22 protein-coding genes and 1 riboswitch are annotated in these 19214 nt (G+C 36.6%); of the genes, 9 read left to right on the top strand and 13 right to left on the bottom strand.

Going from position 1 to position 19214, the window contains the following annotated elements:
* Nucleotides 1-311: 311 nt before the first annotated feature.
* The gene (locus ACX9TM_RS24145) at nt 312-635 is read left to right on the top strand and encodes an iron-sulfur cluster biosynthesis family protein (protein WP_000289570.1); all 324 of its coding nucleotides are present in this window, start codon (nt 312-314) and stop codon (nt 633-635) included.
* A gap of 328 nt (nt 636-963) precedes the next feature.
* A complete protein-coding gene (locus ACX9TM_RS24140; protein WP_001255411.1) occupies nt 964-1869 on the top strand; it encodes a DMT family transporter in 906 nt (301 codons plus the stop codon).
* A gap of 28 nt (nt 1870-1897) precedes the next feature.
* Here the strand turns inward: ACX9TM_RS24140 and ACX9TM_RS24135 are convergent, their stop codons facing one another.
* Nucleotides 1898-2119, bottom strand: a complete 222-nt coding sequence (locus tag ACX9TM_RS24135; protein WP_000639042.1) for a hypothetical protein — start codon at nt 2117-2119, stop codon at nt 1898-1900.
* A 279-nt stretch (nt 2120-2398) separates the two neighbouring features.
* On the opposite strand from ACX9TM_RS24135, the gene ACX9TM_RS24130 reads away from it, so the two are divergent.
* Nucleotides 2399-2782 carry an ATP synthase subunit I gene (locus ACX9TM_RS24130; protein ID WP_000624926.1) on the top strand — a complete coding sequence of 128 codons (384 nt, stop codon included), beginning with the start codon at nt 2399-2401 and terminating at the stop codon, nt 2780-2782.
* A 350-nt stretch (nt 2783-3132) separates the two neighbouring features.
* On the opposite strand, the gene pckA is transcribed toward ACX9TM_RS24130, so the two are convergent.
* Nucleotides 3133-4719, bottom strand: coding sequence for a phosphoenolpyruvate carboxykinase (ATP) (gene pckA, locus ACX9TM_RS24125; protein WP_000108802.1), 1587 nt, complete (start codon nt 4717-4719; stop codon nt 3133-3135).
* Between the two features lie 228 nt (nt 4720-4947).
* Nucleotides 4948-5069: riboswitch (SAM riboswitch) on the top strand.
* 169 nt (nt 5070-5238) lie between these two features.
* On the opposite strand from pckA, the gene metK reads away from it, so the two are divergent.
* On the top strand, nt 5239-6438 hold the full coding sequence (gene metK / locus ACX9TM_RS24120; protein WP_000163123.1) for a methionine adenosyltransferase: 1200 nt from the start codon (nt 5239-5241) through the stop codon (nt 6436-6438).
* Between the two features lie 41 nt (nt 6439-6479).
* Here the strand turns inward: metK and ACX9TM_RS24115 are convergent, their stop codons facing one another.
* Together ACX9TM_RS24115 and ACX9TM_RS24110 are read right to left on the bottom strand one after the other, a co-directional pair.
* Entirely contained in the window at nt 6480-7004 is a 525-nt protein-coding gene (locus ACX9TM_RS24115) for a GNAT family N-acetyltransferase (RefSeq protein ID WP_000464126.1), read from the bottom strand.
* Nucleotides 7005-7075: 71 nt separating this feature from the next.
* Nucleotides 7076-7255 (bottom strand): hypothetical protein, encoded by a 180-nt coding sequence (locus ACX9TM_RS24110; RefSeq protein WP_000424805.1) that lies wholly within the window; start codon nt 7253-7255, stop codon nt 7076-7078.
* Between the two features lie 236 nt (nt 7256-7491).
* Between ACX9TM_RS24110 and ACX9TM_RS24105 the strand changes: the two genes are divergently transcribed.
* A complete protein-coding gene (locus ACX9TM_RS24105; protein WP_000117124.1) occupies nt 7492-8001 on the top strand; it encodes a MogA/MoaB family molybdenum cofactor biosynthesis protein in 510 nt (169 codons plus the stop codon).
* Nucleotides 7998-8600 carry a molybdenum cofactor guanylyltransferase gene (locus ACX9TM_RS24100; RefSeq protein WP_000049593.1) on the top strand — a complete coding sequence of 201 codons (603 nt, stop codon included), beginning with the start codon at nt 7998-8000 and terminating at the stop codon, nt 8598-8600. The genes ACX9TM_RS24105 and ACX9TM_RS24100 overlap by 4 nt, the downstream gene beginning before the upstream one ends.
* Before the next feature lie 280 nt (nt 8601-8880).
* Here ACX9TM_RS24100 and ACX9TM_RS24095 read toward each other — a convergent pair whose 3' ends face one another.
* The 3 genes from ACX9TM_RS24095 to ACX9TM_RS24085 all read right to left on the bottom strand — a co-directional run bounded on the left by ACX9TM_RS24095 (nt 8881) and on the right by ACX9TM_RS24085 (nt 11225).
* Nucleotides 8881-10023 carry a glycosyltransferase family 4 protein gene (locus ACX9TM_RS24095; protein WP_001261642.1) on the bottom strand — a complete coding sequence of 381 codons (1143 nt, stop codon included), beginning with the start codon at nt 10021-10023 and terminating at the stop codon, nt 8881-8883.
* A gap of 12 nt (nt 10024-10035) precedes the next feature.
* Nucleotides 10036-10569, bottom strand: a complete 534-nt coding sequence (locus ACX9TM_RS24090; RefSeq protein WP_065382133.1) for a phosphatase PAP2 family protein — start codon at nt 10567-10569, stop codon at nt 10036-10038.
* A gap of 143 nt (nt 10570-10712) precedes the next feature.
* A complete protein-coding gene (locus tag ACX9TM_RS24085; protein ID WP_000640188.1) occupies nt 10713-11225 on the bottom strand; it encodes a gamma carbonic anhydrase in 513 nt (170 codons plus the stop codon).
* A gap of 74 nt (nt 11226-11299) precedes the next feature.
* On the opposite strand from ACX9TM_RS24085, the gene ACX9TM_RS24080 reads away from it, so the two are divergent.
* Both ACX9TM_RS24080 and ACX9TM_RS24075 read left to right on the top strand, forming a co-directional pair.
* Entirely contained in the window at nt 11300-12103 is an 804-nt protein-coding gene (locus ACX9TM_RS24080) for an alpha/beta hydrolase (protein ID WP_000267421.1), read from the top strand.
* A gap of 40 nt (nt 12104-12143) precedes the next feature.
* Complete coding sequence (locus tag ACX9TM_RS24075; RefSeq protein WP_001102461.1) at nt 12144-13208, top strand: tetraprenyl-beta-curcumene synthase family protein; 1065 nt, start codon at nt 12144-12146, stop codon at nt 13206-13208.
* A gap of 37 nt (nt 13209-13245) precedes the next feature.
* Here the strand turns inward: ACX9TM_RS24075 and ACX9TM_RS24070 are convergent, their stop codons facing one another.
* From ACX9TM_RS24070 to mnmL, 6 genes are all read right to left on the bottom strand, one after another.
* A complete protein-coding gene (locus ACX9TM_RS24070) occupies nt 13246-14547 on the bottom strand; it encodes a PepSY-associated TM helix domain-containing protein (RefSeq protein ID WP_000867835.1) in 1302 nt (433 codons plus the stop codon).
* Between the two features lie 158 nt (nt 14548-14705).
* Nucleotides 14706-15383, bottom strand: a complete 678-nt coding sequence (locus ACX9TM_RS24065) for an aspartate/glutamate racemase family protein (protein WP_065382134.1) — start codon at nt 15381-15383, stop codon at nt 14706-14708.
* Nucleotides 15384-15407: 24 nt separating this feature from the next.
* Nucleotides 15408-16088: an ABC transporter permease gene (locus ACX9TM_RS24060; RefSeq protein WP_000457766.1), complete on the bottom strand. Its 681-nt coding sequence runs from the start codon at nt 16086-16088 to the stop codon at nt 15408-15410.
* Between the two features lie 18 nt (nt 16089-16106).
* Nucleotides 16107-16940, bottom strand: coding sequence for an ABC transporter ATP-binding protein (locus tag ACX9TM_RS24055; protein ID WP_000959720.1), 834 nt, complete (start codon nt 16938-16940; stop codon nt 16107-16109).
* A gap of 361 nt (nt 16941-17301) precedes the next feature.
* Nucleotides 17302-17874: a tRNA 5-(aminomethyl)-2-thiouridylate-methyltransferase MnmM gene (mnmM, locus tag ACX9TM_RS24050; RefSeq protein WP_000764471.1), complete on the bottom strand. Its 573-nt coding sequence runs from the start codon at nt 17872-17874 to the stop codon at nt 17302-17304.
* Complete coding sequence (gene mnmL / locus ACX9TM_RS24045; protein ID WP_050279570.1) at nt 17871-18830, bottom strand: tRNA modification radical SAM protein MnmL/YtqA; 960 nt, start codon at nt 18828-18830, stop codon at nt 17871-17873. Before mnmL ends, mnmM begins: the two co-directional genes overlap by 4 nt.
* A 111-nt stretch (nt 18831-18941) precedes the next feature.
* Between mnmL and ACX9TM_RS24040 the strand changes: the two genes are divergently transcribed.
* Complete coding sequence (locus ACX9TM_RS24040; RefSeq protein ID WP_000840865.1) at nt 18942-19205, top strand: YtzC family protein; 264 nt, start codon at nt 18942-18944, stop codon at nt 19203-19205.
* Nucleotides 19206-19214: the final 9 nt, after the last annotated feature.

Below are 19214 nucleotides of genomic sequence, written 5' to 3'. Positions count from 1 at the left end.
TAAGAAGCGGATAGGAAACAAATAAAACCTAGAATCCAGCTAATAGAAGGAGAATAGGGAAGTACATGCTGTAATAGCATTCCGCTAGAAATGAAGAAACTACTAAATACACCTAATAACATGGGATATCGTTGTAGTTTGAACACAGATAGTAAACATCCTTTCTCCTGCATGAACTACTCATAAAAGCTCGATTGCTGAAACTTTATCACATACATTGTATATTAGTCTTAATTTTCTGTATATAACTTTTAAGAAAAATGGTGATACAATATATGAATGATAAGAGAAGAGAGGATGAAGATTAACATATGTACGTTACTGTAACAGAAGCAGCATATAAAAAGATTATGGATACGATTCCAAGTGAAGCGAAATATATAAAGTTATTTTATGATAATGAAGGTTGCGGTTGTGTTATGAGCGGAATCATCGATTTAGTAGCTGTAGCAGAGAAAGATGAGCGCGATGTGGATATTGAATCAAGCACAATGAATTTTATCGCTGATCGTACAAAGCTTGTATTTATGGACGATAAGTTAACGGTTGATTGGCATGAAGGTGGAGGAACTTTTCAGTTGAAGAGCCCAAGCCAGTTTTATAATCCAAATATGAAATTACACGTTCGAGTATAGTAAAGGAAGAGTGAGTCCAAAATGTATTTTGGACTCACTTTTTTTATTTTATAAGTCGCTATTATTGTCGATAAGTCGATATATTGAAAAAATCGCTGATATAAATGGAGTTGCGCTGATATATTTGGGAAATCGCCGATATAAATGGAGTTGCGCTGATATATTTGGGAAATCGCCGATATAAATGGAGTTGCGCCGATATATTCAGAAAATCGCCGATATAATTTCATTTACCAAAACGTTTCATATAATAAAAAGATTTTTTCACATAATGAAATGTACATGTGATTGAATTTTCTGTATAATCTTCTTTGCGGAGGGGATACGCATGAGAAGATGGGGAATTGAGTTATTAATTTTAAGTGTTGTTATTATTTGGGGGATTAACTATACAATTGCGAAGTATGGACTTTTAGAATTTACAGCAATTGAGTTTACTGCACTTCGTATGATGGCGGCGGCACCGCTTCTGTTACTCCTTACCTTTTGTATTGAAAAGTCGGTTTATATGGAGCGAACGGATATACCTAGATTAATTATCGTTAGCGTTGTAGGTATTGTACTGTATCAAACGTTATTTATGGAAACTGTCAAATATACATCCGCTACAAATGCCTCTTTACTCATTTCTATTTCACCTATTTTTACAACTGCATTTGCGATTTTCTTGAAACAAGAAAAGTTTTCTTCTCGAAAGTTAATCGGTTCTATGACTGCCTTTGTTGGTGCAGCCTTAGTTTTAGTAGCAGGACATTCACTTACTAGTTCTTTTTATGGCAATGGAATTGGACTTATTACATCAATATGCTGGGGGCTTTATCCTGTTTTAGCAGGACCATTAATTAAAAAATATTCAGCATTACGTGTTACTGCATGGTCTGCATTAGTGGGTGCGATTCCGCTATTATTGTTAAGTGGTCCACATGTGTTTGTCATGCCATTTCACATTACTCACGGAATGACACTATTTGCTTTACTATATTCTATTTTCTTTGTAACAGTATTCGGTTTAGTAATGTGGTATGTTGGTGTTCAAAAAATTGGGGCGTCACATACGATGGTATATATGTATATAACGCCGCTTGTAGCTGTTTTATTTGCAGCTGTCTGGGCAAATGAATATGTATCGTTTCAACAGATCATCGGTGGAATTATCATTTTTGTCGGTCTATGGTTTGTGAAATCGGAGAAAGTAAAAGTTCATTCTATTGCAGGGGAACCTATATCAAAATAGGAAAACAGATCACCTATGATCTGCTTTCCTATTTTTTTATTTTTGGTAAGAAGATGAGAAACAAGATAGCAGTAATAAGTGGAATTAAGTTTAAAAATGGAATACGGAAGAGTGTAATAAGAATAATACCTGGAAGAAGAACACCGAGGACAGCGTAAAAAATGCTATGATTTTTCGTGTACCAATACAATGAAAGTCCAATAAGTGCAGGGATAATGAGGTGAATGAGAGCCATTAAAAAATAAATCATTAGACGCCCCCTTTATTTGTGTGCTTATTACATCATATCCGTATGTTCATAGATTGATATCATTTTTTTCATAAATGGACGAAAAAAGTTTGAAAAACCGTCACAAAATATGAGAATATGATGTTTGAAATCTTGTATAATATTATTTTCTAAAAACATTTAAACAACATAAACAGTATGTTTATGTTGTTTTTAATTTGAATGAAATGAATGTAAGGAATATGAATTTGAAAGAAATTTTTTGTTGGATAGATAAGAACGAATGAAGAGAGGTACAGCATGATTAGTATGTCACTAAGATCATTTAAAATCCAATCGTATTATATACTAGGTATTTTGTTACTAGGTTGGATGTTAACACCGTTTTCAGCACACTTTTTAGGCGCTGGAATTGGGCTTATTGTAAGTATGTATTGCGTTTGGCTTTTAGGCAGAAGAATTGAGAAGCTTGGAGATAGTATTGTAAAGAAGACGAAAGCACCGACACTTGGTATGTTTAACCGTTTTGCAGCTGCCATTTTGGGTGCTATTATTATGTACGAAATTGAGCACCACATGGTTATGTGGGCGTTTGCAGTAGGGATTATGGGTGGGTATTTCTTAATCGTTGTGAATTTAGGTTACTATAGCATGAAAGATGAGAAAGAACTAACAAAGAGCTAAAAAGATAAAAGACTTCTTTTTAGATGGAATAGATGATCCAGTCACGAATAGAAGCGGTCAGGGCCTTTTTTAGCCCCATACGATGTGAAACCCGAGAGATGTAGTGAGTAGGGATATAATGTATATATTCGAAGCTGTAATTTTATAATCTAGGTCACAGATGAAGAGATTAGCGTTTCACTTTATATAAGATATAGAAAGAAGCTTACGTTTTCACGTAAGCTTCTTTTTTATGTAAGTGTGTGTAACCGTTAAGCCGCATTGGGTTTTGTCGGTGAGTACGCGAAACTTTACGGTTACACGACACTTATTCATATGAGTAAAGGGTTATTCCAACAGAAAGTTTTAATTTAAGCGATTGGACCGCCTAAGTTAATAATGTCTTCAGATACGCTGTCGAACTTTTTGAAGTTAGCTTTGAATTCATTTGCAAGTTCGATTGCTTTTGCTTTGTAAGCAGCTTTATCAGCCCAAGTTTGTTCAGGCATTAACACTTCGTCAGGTACACCTGGTACGTGAAGTGGAACTTCAAGACCGAAGATGTCATGTTTAGCTGTTTCAGTTTTCGCAAGTTCACCGTTTAATGCTGCTTGAATCATTGCACGAGTGTAACCTAAGTTCATACGTTTACCAACGCCGTATTCGCCACCAGTCCAGCCAGTGTTTACTAAGAATACTTTCGCATCGTGTTTCTCGATTTTTTCACCAAGCATTTCAGCATAGCGAGATGCATCAAGTGGTAAGAATGGTGAACCGAAGCAAGTTGAGAATGTTGCTTGCGGAGATGTAACGCCGCGCTCTGTTCCTGCTAGTTTACTAGTGTAACCACTTAAGAAATGATACATAGCTTGCTCTTTTGATAACTTACTGATTGGAGGCAATACGCCAGATGCATCAGCAGTTAAGAAAATAATTGTATTTGGGTGTCCAGCAACACTTGGCAGTACGATATTGTCGATCGCATGCATAGGGTATGCAGCACGAGTATTTTCTGTTAAAGTAGTATCGTTGTAGTCGGCGATACGTGTTTGGTCATTAATGATAACGTTTTCTAAAACAGATCCAAATGTGATTGCATCGAAAATTTGTGGTTCTTTCTCGTGAGAAAGGTTTACACATTTCGCGTAGCAACCGCCTTCAATATTGAATACACCGTTATCAGACCAACCGTGCTCATCATCACCGATTAGTTTACGGTTTGGATCAGCAGATAATGTTGTTTTACCTGTTCCAGATAAACCGAAGAATAGTGCTACGTCGCCTTCTTCACCTACGTTTGCAGAGCAATGCATAGAAAGAATATCTTGTTCAGGTAATAAGAAGTTCATAATAGAGAAGATTGATTTTTTCATTTCTCCAGCGTATTCTGTACCACCAATTAGTACGATACGTTTTTCGAATGAAACCATAATGAATGCTTCAGAGTTTGTACCGTCAACAGCTGGATCAGCTTTGAAATTCGGTGCAGAAACAATTGTGAACTCTGATTCATGAGTTGTTAATTCTTCTTCAGTTGGACGAATGAATAATTGATGTACAAATAAATTGTGCCATGCATATTCGTTAATAACTTGAATTGGTAGGCGGTAATTGCGGTCAGCGCCTGCAAATCCTTTGAAGACGAATAACTCTTCTTTTTCTTTTAAGTATTCTAAAACTTTAGTATATAATTTATTAAAATGTTCTTCAGAAATCGGTTGGTTCACAGCTCCCCAAGCAATTTTGTCAGCAACCGATGCTTCTTTCACAATAAATTTATCTTTAGGAGAACGTCCTGTATATTTTCCAGTTGAAGCAGAAACGGCACCAGTCGAAGTTAATTTCCCTTCATTTCGCATTAATACTTTTTCCACTAATTGCGGAACACTTAGTTGAATCTGTGCATTGCTTCCGTTCAATAATTCGTGTAAACCAATTTGGACATTCACAGTACTCATATTTATATACCATCCTTTTCATTTAATGAAATATTTCTCGTAATCCCCAACAAGAGTATAACACAATTATATAAATAATGTATACTATTTATTTCTTTTTGTTTGTGTGAATGCATTATTTCCCTATTAATATTTCATTTCAGGCGTATTGAGAAAAACTTTCAGGAAAATGTGAATATTAATTGACAAATGAATATCATTTCTTTAGTATAGGTTGGGACGGATACTCTCTTATCCCGAGCTGGCGGAGGGACAGGCCCGATGAAGCCCAGCAACCTCACTTGTAGTGGTAAATACAGGTGAATAGGTGCTAAAACCTGTGCGAGGCTACAGGTCTCGAACGATAAGAGCGAAGGGCAAAAAGCAGTATGCAAGTAGCAAATTAAACCTTTCCTCTATGTAAAGTAGGAAAGGTTTTTCTGTATGCTTGTGTGGGAGAATAAATGTATGTCGCAGTTTGTGGCAAATTAAGGATGAGTTCCGTACAATATATACAATTACTGTAGGGAGGTTTACCACATGACAAAAAAACGTCATCTGTTCACATCTGAGTCTGTAACTGAAGGACATCCAGATAAAATTTGTGACCAAATTTCTGATTCAATTTTAGATGCGATCTTATCAAAAGACGCAAATGCACGTGTAGCTTGTGAAACAACTGTAACAACTGGTTTAGTATTGGTAGCGGGGGAAATTACGACTTCTACTTACGTAGATATTCCAAAAATCGTTCGTGAAACAATTCAAGGCATTGGTTACACACGCGCAAAATACGGATTCGATGCAGAAACTTGTGCAGTTTTAACATCTATCGATGAGCAATCTGCTGACATCGCTATGGGTGTTGACCAAGCGCTAGAAGCACGCGAAGGTCAAATGACTGACGCTGAGATTGAGGCAATTGGTGCAGGAGACCAAGGTTTAATGTTTGGTTTCGCATGTAATGAAACACAAGAGTTAATGCCACTTCCAATCTCGCTTGCTCACAAATTAGCTCGCCGTTTAACTGAAGTACGTAAAGATGATACATTATCATACTTACGTCCGGATGGAAAAACGCAAGTTACAGTTGAGTATGATGAAAATGGTAAACCAGTACGTGTTGATACTATCGTAATTTCTACACAACATCACCCAGATGTTACATGGGAAGAAATCGATCGCGACTTAAAAGAGCACGTAATTAAAGCTGTAGTACCAGCAGAATTAATGGATGGAGAAACGAAATTCTTCATTAACCCAACTGGCCGCTTCGTAATTGGTGGACCACAAGGTGATGCTGGTTTAACAGGACGTAAAATCATCGTTGATACTTACGGTGGATACGCTCGCCACGGTGGCGGTGCATTCTCTGGTAAAGATGCAACGAAAGTTGACCGTTCTGCAGCATATGCAGCTCGTTATGTTGCGAAAAACATCGTAGCAGCTGGTCTTGCTGAAAAAGCAGAAGTACAACTTGCATACGCAATCGGTGTAGCACAACCAGTATCAATTTCAGTTGATACATTCGGCACTGGTAAAGTATCTGAAGACGTACTAGTAGAGCTAGTTCGTAACAACTTCGATCTTCGCCCAGCTGGTATTATTAAAATGCTAGACTTACGTCGCCCAATTTACAAACAAACAGCAGCTTACGGCCACTTTGGACGTACTGATGTAGATCTATCATGGGAACGTACAGACAAAGCAGCAGCTTTAAAAGAGCAAGCTGGTCTATAATATATGAAAAAAAGCTTTGCGCGGTGAGCGCAAAGCTTTTTTTATTTATAATTACGTTGGAATAAAGCGAAGAGTTCAATGTCATGCCAATTGCCATTGCGGAATATAGCTTCTTTACAAGTTCCTTCATGTTGAAAACCGAGTGATTTATATAATTTAATTGCTCTATCGTTAAAAGAAAATACTCGTAAAGAAAGGCGATGTAAATTTAATTCTAAAAATGCATAATCCAATAATAAGGTGAAAGCTTCCTTCCCATAACCTTGCCCCCAGTAATCCTTGTTACCAATATCAATAATACATTCAGCGTTTCGATTATACGAATCAATATGAATTAAAGAAGTAATACCAATTGAAAGATGCGTAGATTTTTCTTCAATGATATAGCTCTTAGAGTCCGAAGAATGAATAAATTGCTGGCAAAGTTTTTCTGTGTCTTGAAGGGAATATTTATCAAGAGTGAGAGTAGTTGAACTCATAACGTCTATATCATTATGCCATTTATAATATGTTAGAATATCATCTTCGGAAAACTTTCGTAACTGGATACGGTTTGATTCAAACAATGTAAGTCCTCCTTTTGTATTTCCTTTTCACATGATTTACAAAGGATTGATTTCTTCTGGAACATATGTAATCAACCTTTCATTTGACGTGCTTTACCTGCGCAAAATGCACTGCTTAGTAAAAATAGCGTTGCGAATATAATACTTACTAATGTAGCGTATGGAATTGCGCCTTTTAGAGAAAAACCGACAGTGATGGAAGCGACGAATAAGAGGATGAATGTTGTTGTTAATTTTTTGTATAGTTCCATAATAGGTAGACCTCCGATTTATTTTTTAGTACAAGTTTTAAAATTGAATTCTATTATGTAGAAAATATAAAGAGTAGCTAAAGATGTGTAGTCTAGGAGTATAAGAAAGGGCACTTTCCTTTTTGTGGGTTAGTATACTTATATTGTATCATGGCGCATTATTGGCTTCATACATAATTGTGTAAAGATATGTATGATAAAATGAAGAAAAGTTTTTAAGAAAGGAAAGATAAAAAATGAGTGTAACTGAACATAAAAAACAAGCTCCAAAAGAAGTGCGTTGCAAGATTGTTACGATTTCCGATACACGTACGGAAGAAACAGATAAGAGCGGACAACTATTACATGAATTGTTAAAAGAAGCGGGACATAAAGTAACTTCTTATGAAATTGTAAAAGATGATAAAGAAAGTATTCAGCAAGCAGTGTTAGCTGGTTATCATAAGGAAGATGTAGATGTTGTATTAACAAATGGCGGTACTGGTATTACGAAACGCGATGTCACAATTGAAGCAGTATCAGCGTTATTAGATAAAGAAATTGTTGGATTTGGTGAGCTGTTCCGTATGATTAGTTATTTAGAAGATATCGGAAGCAGCGCAATGTTAAGTAGAGCGATTGGTGGTACAATTGGGCGCAAAGTAGTCTTCTCGATGCCAGGGTCTAGCGGAGCGGTTCGCCTTGCGATGAATAAATTAATTTTACCGGAATTAGGTCATATTACATTTGAGCTGCATCGCCAATGAGTAAGTATGCTGGAATTGTATTAGCAGGTGGTATGTCGAGTAGATTCGGTGAGCCGAAAGCGTTAGCAATTTGGAAGGAAACTACTTTTGTTGAGCATATTGTGAAAGTGATGGGAAATACTTTGCAAGACATTGTAGTAATTAGCCATACTGATATAAAAGAGCGAGTAGAGCAATTCGTACAAGTACCTGTTATAGAAGACATTCCGCACTATAAAGGGAATGGACCGCTGGCCGGCATTGTATCAGGAATGGAATACATAGAAGCAGATTGGTACGCTATTATGCCTTGCGATGCACCAAACGTGTCGCATGAATGGTTTACCATTTTACTAGAGCAAACGAACAATGAATATGATGCGGTTGTACCTATTATTAATGGAAGAAAACAACCGCTACTTGCGGCGTATCATAACCGCGTGAAAGAAAAGATTTATGCTTTACTTCAGGAAGAAAAAAGAAGTATGGGGCAGCTTTTATCACAATGTAATGTGAAGTATGTTTCTGGAGAAGATGTACAAGCGAATGCGGATTGGTTTATAAATGTAAATACGAAAGAAGAATATGTGCAGGCTCAAAAAGACCTTTCAAATGAATGAAAGGTTTTTTTGATATACAGAATTGGGGAACAATTGCTGTATAAAGGTATGTGAGTGAGTTGATTTTAAGGGGAATTCTTAAAATCATTATACAGTTAAAACACTGTATAACCATATATTAATTTTTATGGGTTTTTATTACAAGTCTGTTTAGTTATGTTTATTTTTGATATAATTAATATAGAAATAAAACAATGCTTAACCTTATGTATCATTTATTAAACTAAAATTTATGACCATGTAATAAACTCCCTTCGTTTTTTGAAGGGAGTTTTTCTATTTAAGCAAGCAACTCTGATGCGTTATGCTGAAGGACTTCTTCATATTGGTTAAGCAAGCCACGAAAGACCTCATCCCAGCTCTTTGATTTCGCAAAAGAGGAAGATTCTATTCCCATCTGCTCAAGTTTTTCTTCATTTTGTAATAAAAAATAAATGGATGATAGAAATGCATCTTCATTTTTAGGCGGACAAAGAACTCCCGTTTTTCCATCTGTAATAATATTTTTAACCCCGCCACTATTTGCACCAATAACAGGTGTACCGCATGCGAGTGATTCAAGTACGACATTTCCGAATGTTTCAGTAGCTGATGGAAACACCATTATGTTAGAACAAGCATATGCTTCAGCTAAATCCCCGCCTTGTAAATAGCCAGTAAAAGTGATATTTGTTTTCGGAACAGCTTCACGTAAACTTGTTGCTAGAGGACCGTCTCCTGCGATGAGCCAATGAATATCGTTTCGAGTATGTGCTGTTTTAACGATAAGATGTTGCAGCGTATCAATATCTTTTTCAGGAGCAATTCGTCCAACATAGGAAAGGACATACTTCGCTGTAATATTATATTTTTTTCGGAATAGGTCTGTATTGTAAGCTGGATGAAAGAGTGTGCAATCTACACCACGTCCCCATATAGAGAGGGTCTGAAAGCCTTTATTTTTTAATTGATGTAATGTTTCAAAGGAAGGTACAAAATTTTTTTGCATATGACTATGAAACCATTTTAAATAGTTCCAAAGCATATTGGAGAGGAATTCGATTTTGTAATAACGTAAATAGGCATCGAAATCAGTATGATAAGAACCGACAACTGGGATGTTTAACTTTTTTGCATAATACAATCCACAAAGTCCCATGTTGAAAGGTGTGGCAATGTGAATAATGTCAGGTTTAAAGGAAAGTAGTTCCCGTTTAATACGCGGAGTAGGAAAAGAAAAACGACATTCTGGATATAATATTGTTAACGGGATACTTCTCATCTTATTCACATTCGCTACAAAATTATCTTCAGCTGTATGCTGAGGGGCGAAAACAGAATAGGCGATCTGTTCTTTCTGAAAATATCGTGTTAATCGCTCTAACGTTTTCGCAACCCCGTTAACTTGTGGCGTAAAAGTATCGGTAAAAATGGCGACTCTCATCATATCACTCCTTTATGTGAAAAGTGGGATGAATTGATAAAAAGAGATGATGCCAGAGCAAGTGCCAAGGCACATACCGATGAATACATCTGACGGATAGTGAAGTCCTAAATAAATACGTGAAATACCGACGCATAATGCTAACGGTAATAGGAAAGCAAGTAAGCTTGGATTATAGCAAATAAATGGAATGAAGACAGAGAAAACGGCTGTTGTATGACCAGACGGGAAAGAGTGGTCTTTTAATGGATGGACTGGATATTTTGCATCCTGAATTGTTAAATAAGGACGTTTTCGTGGATACCATCTTTTTAATATTTGTACAGGAATATGGCTAATTGCTAAAGAAATAGCAGTTGCAATTGCTGCTTGATGTAAAGTACCTTTTGCAAAAATTAAAAAGAAAAGTGTGAGTGCGATGGAGAAAGTCGCGCCACCGATATGAGTAATATTGCTGAAAAAGATATTTAATGTTTTTTGATCAAAGTAGCGATTAATTCCTTTGAAAATGTAACATTCTATTTTATATAATCCACTGACCTTCATGAAAATTCTCCTCCCTCGTTTACATATATATGGAGATATTAGCTTTTATTTTAATAAGATTTTGTTGAGGGAGTAATAATGTTTTGTAAAGAAAAAGTTAGTTTTTATATAAAAAAAGCTGCCAATCTTATGGCAGCGGAAATTTACTTCTGTAATGATTTATAATATTGACCTTTTTCAACGTATTGCGTGCGAATACGCTCCATATCTTTACGGTCTTCTGCTGTTAATTCACGAATGACTTTCGCGGGACGACCGAAAGCTAACGTGTTTGGTGGAATTTTCTTTCCTTGTGAAACGAGGCTTCCAGCGCCGATAAAAGCTCCTTCGCCAATTTCAGCACCATCTAATATAATGGATCCCATTCCAATTAAAGCATCTTTTTTAATATGACAACTATGTAAAATAACTTGATGCCCAACTGTAACATCATCTTCTAAGATAAGAGGATACTGAGGGCTTTGGTGGAGTGTACATTGGTCTTGTACATTTACTCGGTCTCCAATGATCGTTGGTGACACATCACCACGGATGACTGTATTAAACCAAATACTTGATTCCTCGCCAACGTAAACATCGCCTGTAATCGTAACATAGTCAGCGATAAAAGCACTACTCGCAATTTTCGGTTTTTTTTCTTTGTAAGGATATATCATGTAAAGTCTTCCTTTCCTAGAGACTAGTTTTAGTGTATCAAATTATGAGAAAGAGTGAAATGGAGGAGAGCCGTATGTGGAATTATGAAGCGGAGGAAGCAAAGGCTGTCATTGTTATTGTGCACGGCGCAATGGAATATCACGGACGTTACGAAGCCGTTGCGGAAATGTGGAATCATATCGGCTACCACGTCGTGATGGGGGATCTTCCATCACATGGAACGACTTCAAGAAATAGAGGACATATTGATTCATTTGATGAATACATAGAGGAAGTTAAACTATGGGTGAAAGAAGCAAGAAAGTATAGGTTACCTATTTTTCTATTCGGTCATAGTATGGGTGGTCTTATTGTCATTCGTATGATGCAAGAAACGAAGAGAGAAGATGTAGAGGGTATTATTTTGAGTTCGCCTTGTTTAGGGGTAGTGACTGGACCCTCTGCTCCGCTTCAATTTGCTTCAAAAATATTAAATGTTGTGGCTCCAAAATTGCAATTTGCAACGAATCTTACGGTGGAAATGTCAACACGTAACCACGAAGTGAGAGATGCAATGGAGAATGATTCTTTGTTCTTGCGCAAAGTATCAGTACGTTGGTATAGTGAATTGATTAAGTCTATCGAAATTGCTCATAAAAAAATAGATGATTTTCCAGATGTTCCGCTCTTGCTAATGCAAGCTTGTGAGGATAAACTTGTAGATAAAACACGTGTCCGCACTTGGTTTGATAATGTTAAAATAAGTGATAAGGCTTTTAAAGAATGGCCGAATTGTTATCACGAGTTATTAAATGAGTATGAGCGTGATGAAATTTTGAGTTATATTCAGTCATTTACTGAAATGCATGTCAATAATATAGTAAAAACAAACAAATAAATCATTATTTGTACATTTAATAGAGGAGATGAAGGAAGAAGTGAACGTACCGAGTAATCCCATAACGCTCATGGCGAAAGTATACCGTGATGTGTTTCCGGTTGTACACCATGAGCTAGCGATGTGGAAAGAGCGTGCCTACCATATTCCGAATGATGAGCTTCATAGTCAGGCAATCGCAAGTATTGAGCATAAAACGTTTCATTGTGAGGGCGGTGGCATTTTAGCTCTGCTAGCAAATGAACACCGAGAAGAATGTATTCGTTTTATCGTAGCGTATCAAACGATCAGCGACTATTTAGATAATTTATGTGATCGCAGTACATCACTTGATCCAAATGATTTTGCCGCACTGCATGAATCGATGTTAATGGCATTATCACCTGAAGTAGAAGGTGGCGGTAATTATTATCGTTATCGTGATGATCAAGATGATGGTGGTTATTTAGATGAACTTGTTGAAACATGCCAAGATGTTTTAAAGAAAACGAAGCACTATGACAAAATTGCTCCTGTTCTTCATGAACTTGCTTGTTATTATTGTGATTTGCAAATTCATAAACACGTGAAATTAGAAGAAAGAGAGCCGCGCTTGAAAAATTGGTTTGAAGCACATAAAGAAAACTTACCTGAGATGAGTTGGTTTGAATTTTCAGCATGTGCCGGTTCTACACTTGGAATTTTCTGTCTTGTAGCATATGCATTTCATGATGAGTTACATGATGAAGATATTGCGAAAATTAGACAAGGGTACTTCCCTTACGTACAAGGACTTCATATTTTGCTTGATTATTTCATTGATCAAGAAGAAGACCGTATAGGCGGAGATTTGAATTTCTGTAGTTATTACGAAAACGAGCAAGCGATATTAGATCGGATGAAACACTTTGTAGAAGAAGCAGAGAAGAGCATTGGTGATTTGCCTCATGCGAAGTTTCATCGTCTCATAAGCCGAGGGTTACTTGGTATTTATTTATCAGATCAAAAAGTATCAGCACAAAAGAATATGCACAAAATGGCACGGCGCATTGTAAAGTACGGAGGCCTCACTTCACGATTCTTCTATTGGAACGGGAAGATGTACCGAAAGAAAACAGCGCAGTGATGAAGAAAACCACTCATGTAGAGTGGTTTTCTTTTCATTATGATCGTATTTTTGAAAATACATATATAAGAAGTTCAATCGCTAAAATAACTAAAACAGATAGTCCAAATAAAGGCATGACAGCGCCTAGTATTACCATCATGATAAAGAAAACGAATATACTTTTCTTATCTCTTTGTTTTGGAGGTGCTGCTAATTTTCCTTTCGGCTTTCTTGCTAACCACATTTTTATTCCGTAATAAATGAGAAGTAGTAGAGATAATGTCGTTAGTAAGCATAATATTTTATTTGGCCATCCGAATAAATGTCCTTCATGAAGCGGGATACCGTAAGTGAACCATTGTGCAAGTAATCCATAATCACGATAGTCCGTTTTTGAAATGAGCTCCCCGCTATATTGGTCAAAGTAAGCTGTTATCTCTTCATTTGGTGCAACATGCATACCTGTAATACCAGAACCGCTCGATTTCGAAACAGTGAATACACCTTTCGGATCAGCTGGTAGTGAAATAACATATGGCTTCTTTATTTCAATTCCTTTTTGTAATTCATCGACAGAAATTGCTTTCGGTTCATTTAAATTTGATTCAGGCGGAGCTTCTTTTCTTGTTGCCCACGGCAATTCTTTTACCTTTGATTCAGGTGGAGCCATGTACAATTTTGGATATCCGAGTGATTCATTTGACGATGCGATTTTATAAATTTGGTTCCCCATAAATCCTGACCATGGCAATCCAGATGCGACTAGCAGAAAGAGAGGAATTGTAAATATAATACCGATAATAGAATGACGTCTTTTTGCTTTTTCTCGCTTATTGGATGATGGTGTGTTTTTGAATTGTCGTATACTCATGTACAATCCGGTTACGATTAAAAAGATTGTCCAGCATGCCGCGAGTTCTACAGTATAGTTTACGACAGTGCCACCAACTAAAAGAGAACTATGTAATTCCCTCATTATATTAGCAAACGTTTCACTTGCGTTTTGATCCCCAACAATTTGATTATTACTATCTAAATACACATATTTTTGTTGCCCAGTATACTCATTTGCAATCGTAAGTCTCGTATTATAATCCCCATTAAACTCACTAATTTTCGCCACGCTATAATGTGGATATTTTTTCTCTGTTAAGGAAATAGAATCAGACATCGAAATAGATTCCGTTTGAGCGCTCTTCCCAAAATATAAATCTTTATAGATGAAATCCTCAACCTCTTCCCGAAATAAATACCCAATTCCGCTTAGTGACAATGTAATAAGAAGCGGCGTAATAAAAAGCCCAGCATAAAAATGCCAACGCCAAAAAATGTAATGAAGCGAACGATTTACTTTCATACTTTCAGTTCCCCTAACCTTCCCTATATGAATAACTACTTATTTAATATAGCGAGATTAAGTGTGATTACTTTGAAAGAATTGTGAAGAAAGTTAAAAGTTTTTAGGATGATTTTCATAAAACATAAAACACATTTCAAAAGGGATGTTTTCTATGTTTATGAAGATTTCTTTGTATTTGATAGATACATCCTAACAACCGCTTTCGCAAGACATTGAGAAGAATCAACAAAATTCTCACTAGCCGCTACAACATTCAAATCAGTACATGCGATAATTGCGGTATCTACTTCATCCTTCAACTGCACAACGAGCGCGCTCCATAATTTGCGAGCTTTTTCAACTTCCCCGCTTTTAATATACGTAATAATTTGATTAATCATCGTTTGCCATTTTTCATAATGAATGTATTCTATATTCCGTTTTGCAATCCCATCTTGGTAAATATCAGCTTGAACAGTTGCTTCCGTTGCGAGAAGAGCGACTCTTTTTGCAGTTTCAGGAATCGCTTGTAACGTTTCATCAACTATATGCAAAATAGGAATAGAAAGAGAGTCCTGTAATTCTTCAAAATAAAGATGCGCCGTATTGCACGGCATAGCGATAAAGCTTGCGCCAGTACTCTCGAGTTTTTGTGCCCCTTCAATAATCGCTTTTTTCATCGCTTCGTGATCAATAGGGCGATCCATATAAAACGGTGTTGGGCACGAGTAAATCATCATATGAGGAAAGTCCATATCATGCTTTGCTCCGTATATTGTTTGGCACTCTGCTACAACTGTATCGATGAATGGTCCAGTTGATTTTGGCCCCATTCCTGCTAGTATTCCGATCATTATTTCGTCTCCTTTAATATGTAATTAAAAACGTTTTTTGCGAACGATAAAAAGAAATAAGGTAAATAATAAAAATGAATATACGATAGCCCAAGCTGTGAGCCATAGTGTGTGAGTCAGTATATTATAGTTGTATTGTCCAAGCATGAGAAAGCTTTCGACAGGTGGTAAAAACCATAGTAACTCTTTTTTAAATTGGATAGAAGCAATCGTTATAAGTAATATGAATGTAAGGCTAAGCCAAGCAGTGCCTGCTTTTTGAATTATATTTCTAGTAAATAATGTTGCGATTGAAATTCCTAGTATAGAGAAAGACATGTGAGCGAGAAATCCGACTAGAAATAAAGAAACTGTTATTTTTTCATTAAACATTTGCAAAATAATTGGGTAGAGTACGGATATAAAAGATAACACAGTACAAATGAGAAGAGCTGTAATATATTTACCAACATATAGTGCGGAAATATTATTTGTGTGAGAAATAGTAATTTGCTCTTGTATAGGGTCTTCCGTATGAAAAATTGTGATTGTAATCCAGGCAGATAATAAATAAAGCGCGAGAGCTGTTTCTAAATATGTCGGTACAATAGGAGTCGGTTTATATGTATATACAAAAAGTAAGCTCACAAAGTACATCGCAATAGGAGGGACGTACTTATACGATTTTGTATAGTCGAGAAAATGGTAACGAATAAGCGCGAACATAATAAACCTTCTTTCGATTTAAAAATTAGGTTGTAGCAGTGTGATAGATGCTTTTTTATGTAATAAAAACTGAAGTATGTCATTTGTATATTCTTTTTCGATGTGCAATTGAATAAGGTTTTGATTTGAATTGTGTGCAACGTGTATAAAACCGGATTGTTTTTGTAGTTCTATCGCTGAAAATGTTTCGTGAACGATTGCTTCAATATAGACTTGTTCTGCTCCTTTTTGTGCAGAGATATTTTCTATGATTGTATGATTTGCTAACGTCACAATTCTATCAGCGAAGTTTTCTAATAGTTGTTTTTCGTGACATGTAAATAACACGGATATACCTTGTTGTTTTAATGAGAGTAAAATATGTTCTAATTCTTGCTGAGAGTTAGGATCGAGCCCAGAAAGCGGTTCGTCTAAAATTAATAAATGTACGTCCGTAAGTAACGCTTGCATAATGCCTGTTTTTTGTTTCATACCTTTTGAAAAGTTTCGTACAACGGAATGTCTTGCATGAAGTAAATGAAACCTTTCAAGAAGCAGCGGAATTTTATCTTTTACATATTTTGTTGATAAACCGTGAATGCGGCCGAGATGAAATAGATAATCCTCTAATGTAAAACGAATCCCTTCAGGAAAATGTTCAGGTACATAGCCGATTTGTATATGTTCTTTCCTTTGAATTGTCCCTGCCGTATGTGAAATAAAGCCTGCAATTATTTTGAGTAGAGTACTTTTTCCAGTCCCGTTCCCGCCAATAATGGCGAGTGCTTCTCCTTCTGGAATGGATAAATCAATGTTGTCTAGTATAAGTGATTTGCCATACTTCTTTTGAATTCCCCTTAGTTCTACTAACAAAGTTCTATCCTTCTTTCTTCAAATATAGTATATATCCATTATATAGGAGAATAACAAAAAGACGTGCAATGAGTGCACGTCTTTTTTTGTTATGTTTTGTCGAACAATCAATATATCCGAGAAATCGTTGATATATTGTAAGTTATGATAGATATATCGAAAAAATCGTTGATATATCCCGAGTTACGATAGATATAATTGAAAAATCGTTGATATATTACCCCGCATTAACGGGCAGTAAAACTCCCACCTTAAAATTCGCCTGGAGCAAAGAGGTTAGGTGGGAGATAAACTGCCCATAAATGCCCGATTGGTTCAACTAATAATCAGTGGGGATGCCCCCACTGATTAAAGTTTCACTTTATCGCTTCTCAATCGCCACAATAAATGGTGGGTTATTTTGCTGGTTAATGAAGCCGTAGCGCAGTACGTGTGCTTGTTTTTGGTCTAATTCTTCGGCAAATTTGAGAACAGCGTCCCGTTCTACTTGTCCTTCTGGGTGTCCGTGGTAAATAACAAGGACGATGATACCTTCAGGTGCCATTACTTCTAATAATTGTTCGATCGCTGAGATTGTTGAGTTCGGTTTTGTAACGATATGCTTGTCTCCGCCTGGAAGGTAACCTAAGTTGAAAATTGCGCCTGTTACTTTTCCTTTTGCATCTTCTGGTAATATGGATAGAAGTGTATCGTGACTATCGTGAACTAAAACAGTACGTTCGAAAAGTTCTTTTTCTTTTAGACGAGTTGTTGAGCTTTCAATTGCCTCTTTTTGAATATCAAATCCAAATACTTTTCCGTTATCTCCAACGATTTCAGCTAGGAAGCAAGTGTCATGGCCGTTTCCTAAAGTTGCATCTACAGCGTAATCGCCTTCTTTTACTGCCGTTTGCAGAAGCGAGCGAGCAAACGGTAATACACGTTCTAATTTCATTTTTGTTTCTCCTCATTTGCATATTTTCCTTGCCAGCTTCCGCGGCGTACAAATTCTGCATCAATGGAATTTAATACTTCCCATTTATTTAAGCTCCACATTGGACCAATCATTAAATCAGGCGGACCGTCACCTGTGATACGGTGCACAATTACGTCTTCTGGAATCATTTCAAGTTGGTCAACAACGAGACTTACGTAATCCTCAAGAGAAAGGAACTCGAGTTGTCCTTTTTCATATTGCTTCACCATTGGCGTTCCTTTTAATAAGTGAAGTAAGTGGATTTTAATTCCTTGTACATCAAGCTTCGCTACTTCACGAGCTGTTTCCATCATCATGTCGTAATCTTCAAGTGGAAGGCCGTTAATAATATGAGAACAAACTTTAATGCCGTGCTTACGTAATTTATTTACACCTTCAACGTAAGAAGGATAATCGTGAGCACGATTAATAAGATTTGCAGTACGTTCATGGACGGTTTGTAGTCCGAGTTCAACCCAAAGGTAAGTGCGTTTATTTAAGTCCGCTAAATATTCAACGACATCGTCCGGTAAACAATCTGGACGAGTCGCAATAGAAAGACCGACAACGTCTTTTTCTGCTAGAAGCGGTTCGAATTTTTCTTTTAACACTTCAAGTGGTGCATGTGTATTTGTGTACGCCTGGAAATAAGCGATACATTTTCCATCTTTCCACTTTGAGCGCATTTTTTCTTTCATTTCATGATATTGCGTTATAACATCATCGCGGCGATCGCCAGCGAAGTCACCAGATCCAGCAGCACTGCAAAATGTACAACCGCCATAAGCAACTGTACCGTCACGGTTCGGGCAATCTAAGCCAGCATCTAATGAAACTTTAAAGATTTTTTCACCAAATTCATTTCGTAAATGATAATTCCATGTATGATAACGTTTATTGTCGTTTGTATATGGAAAAGGGTTTTGAACCTTCATTACTTTCCCTCCTAAGCCGAGTCAAAATGAAACAAAATCCATTATAACATACTCATAAGGTTCAGATGGAAGGGACACACTAAAGGGGAATTGAAGCAAGGAGGGACAATTATGGCAGAGCGTCAATCACTTGAATCTTATATTACACAAGCGGAACAAGCGGTGGAATATGCGAAAGAACAATTAGATCTTGGTATGAGACAAGAGCATTATAATACGATGGAGTATTCAGATGCGCAGTTACAATTAGAACAAGCGTATAACGATTTACAAACGATGCAACAACATGCGAATGATGAGCAACGTGAGCAGTTAAATAGAGCACGTATGGCAATTCGCCAATTGCAACATCAAATGATTATTACACCGCACTAATAAGGAGTG

It is taken from the genome of Bacillus sp. LH1, from assembly GCF_057924895.1.
This window is presented reverse-complemented; position numbering and strand designations above follow the sequence as displayed.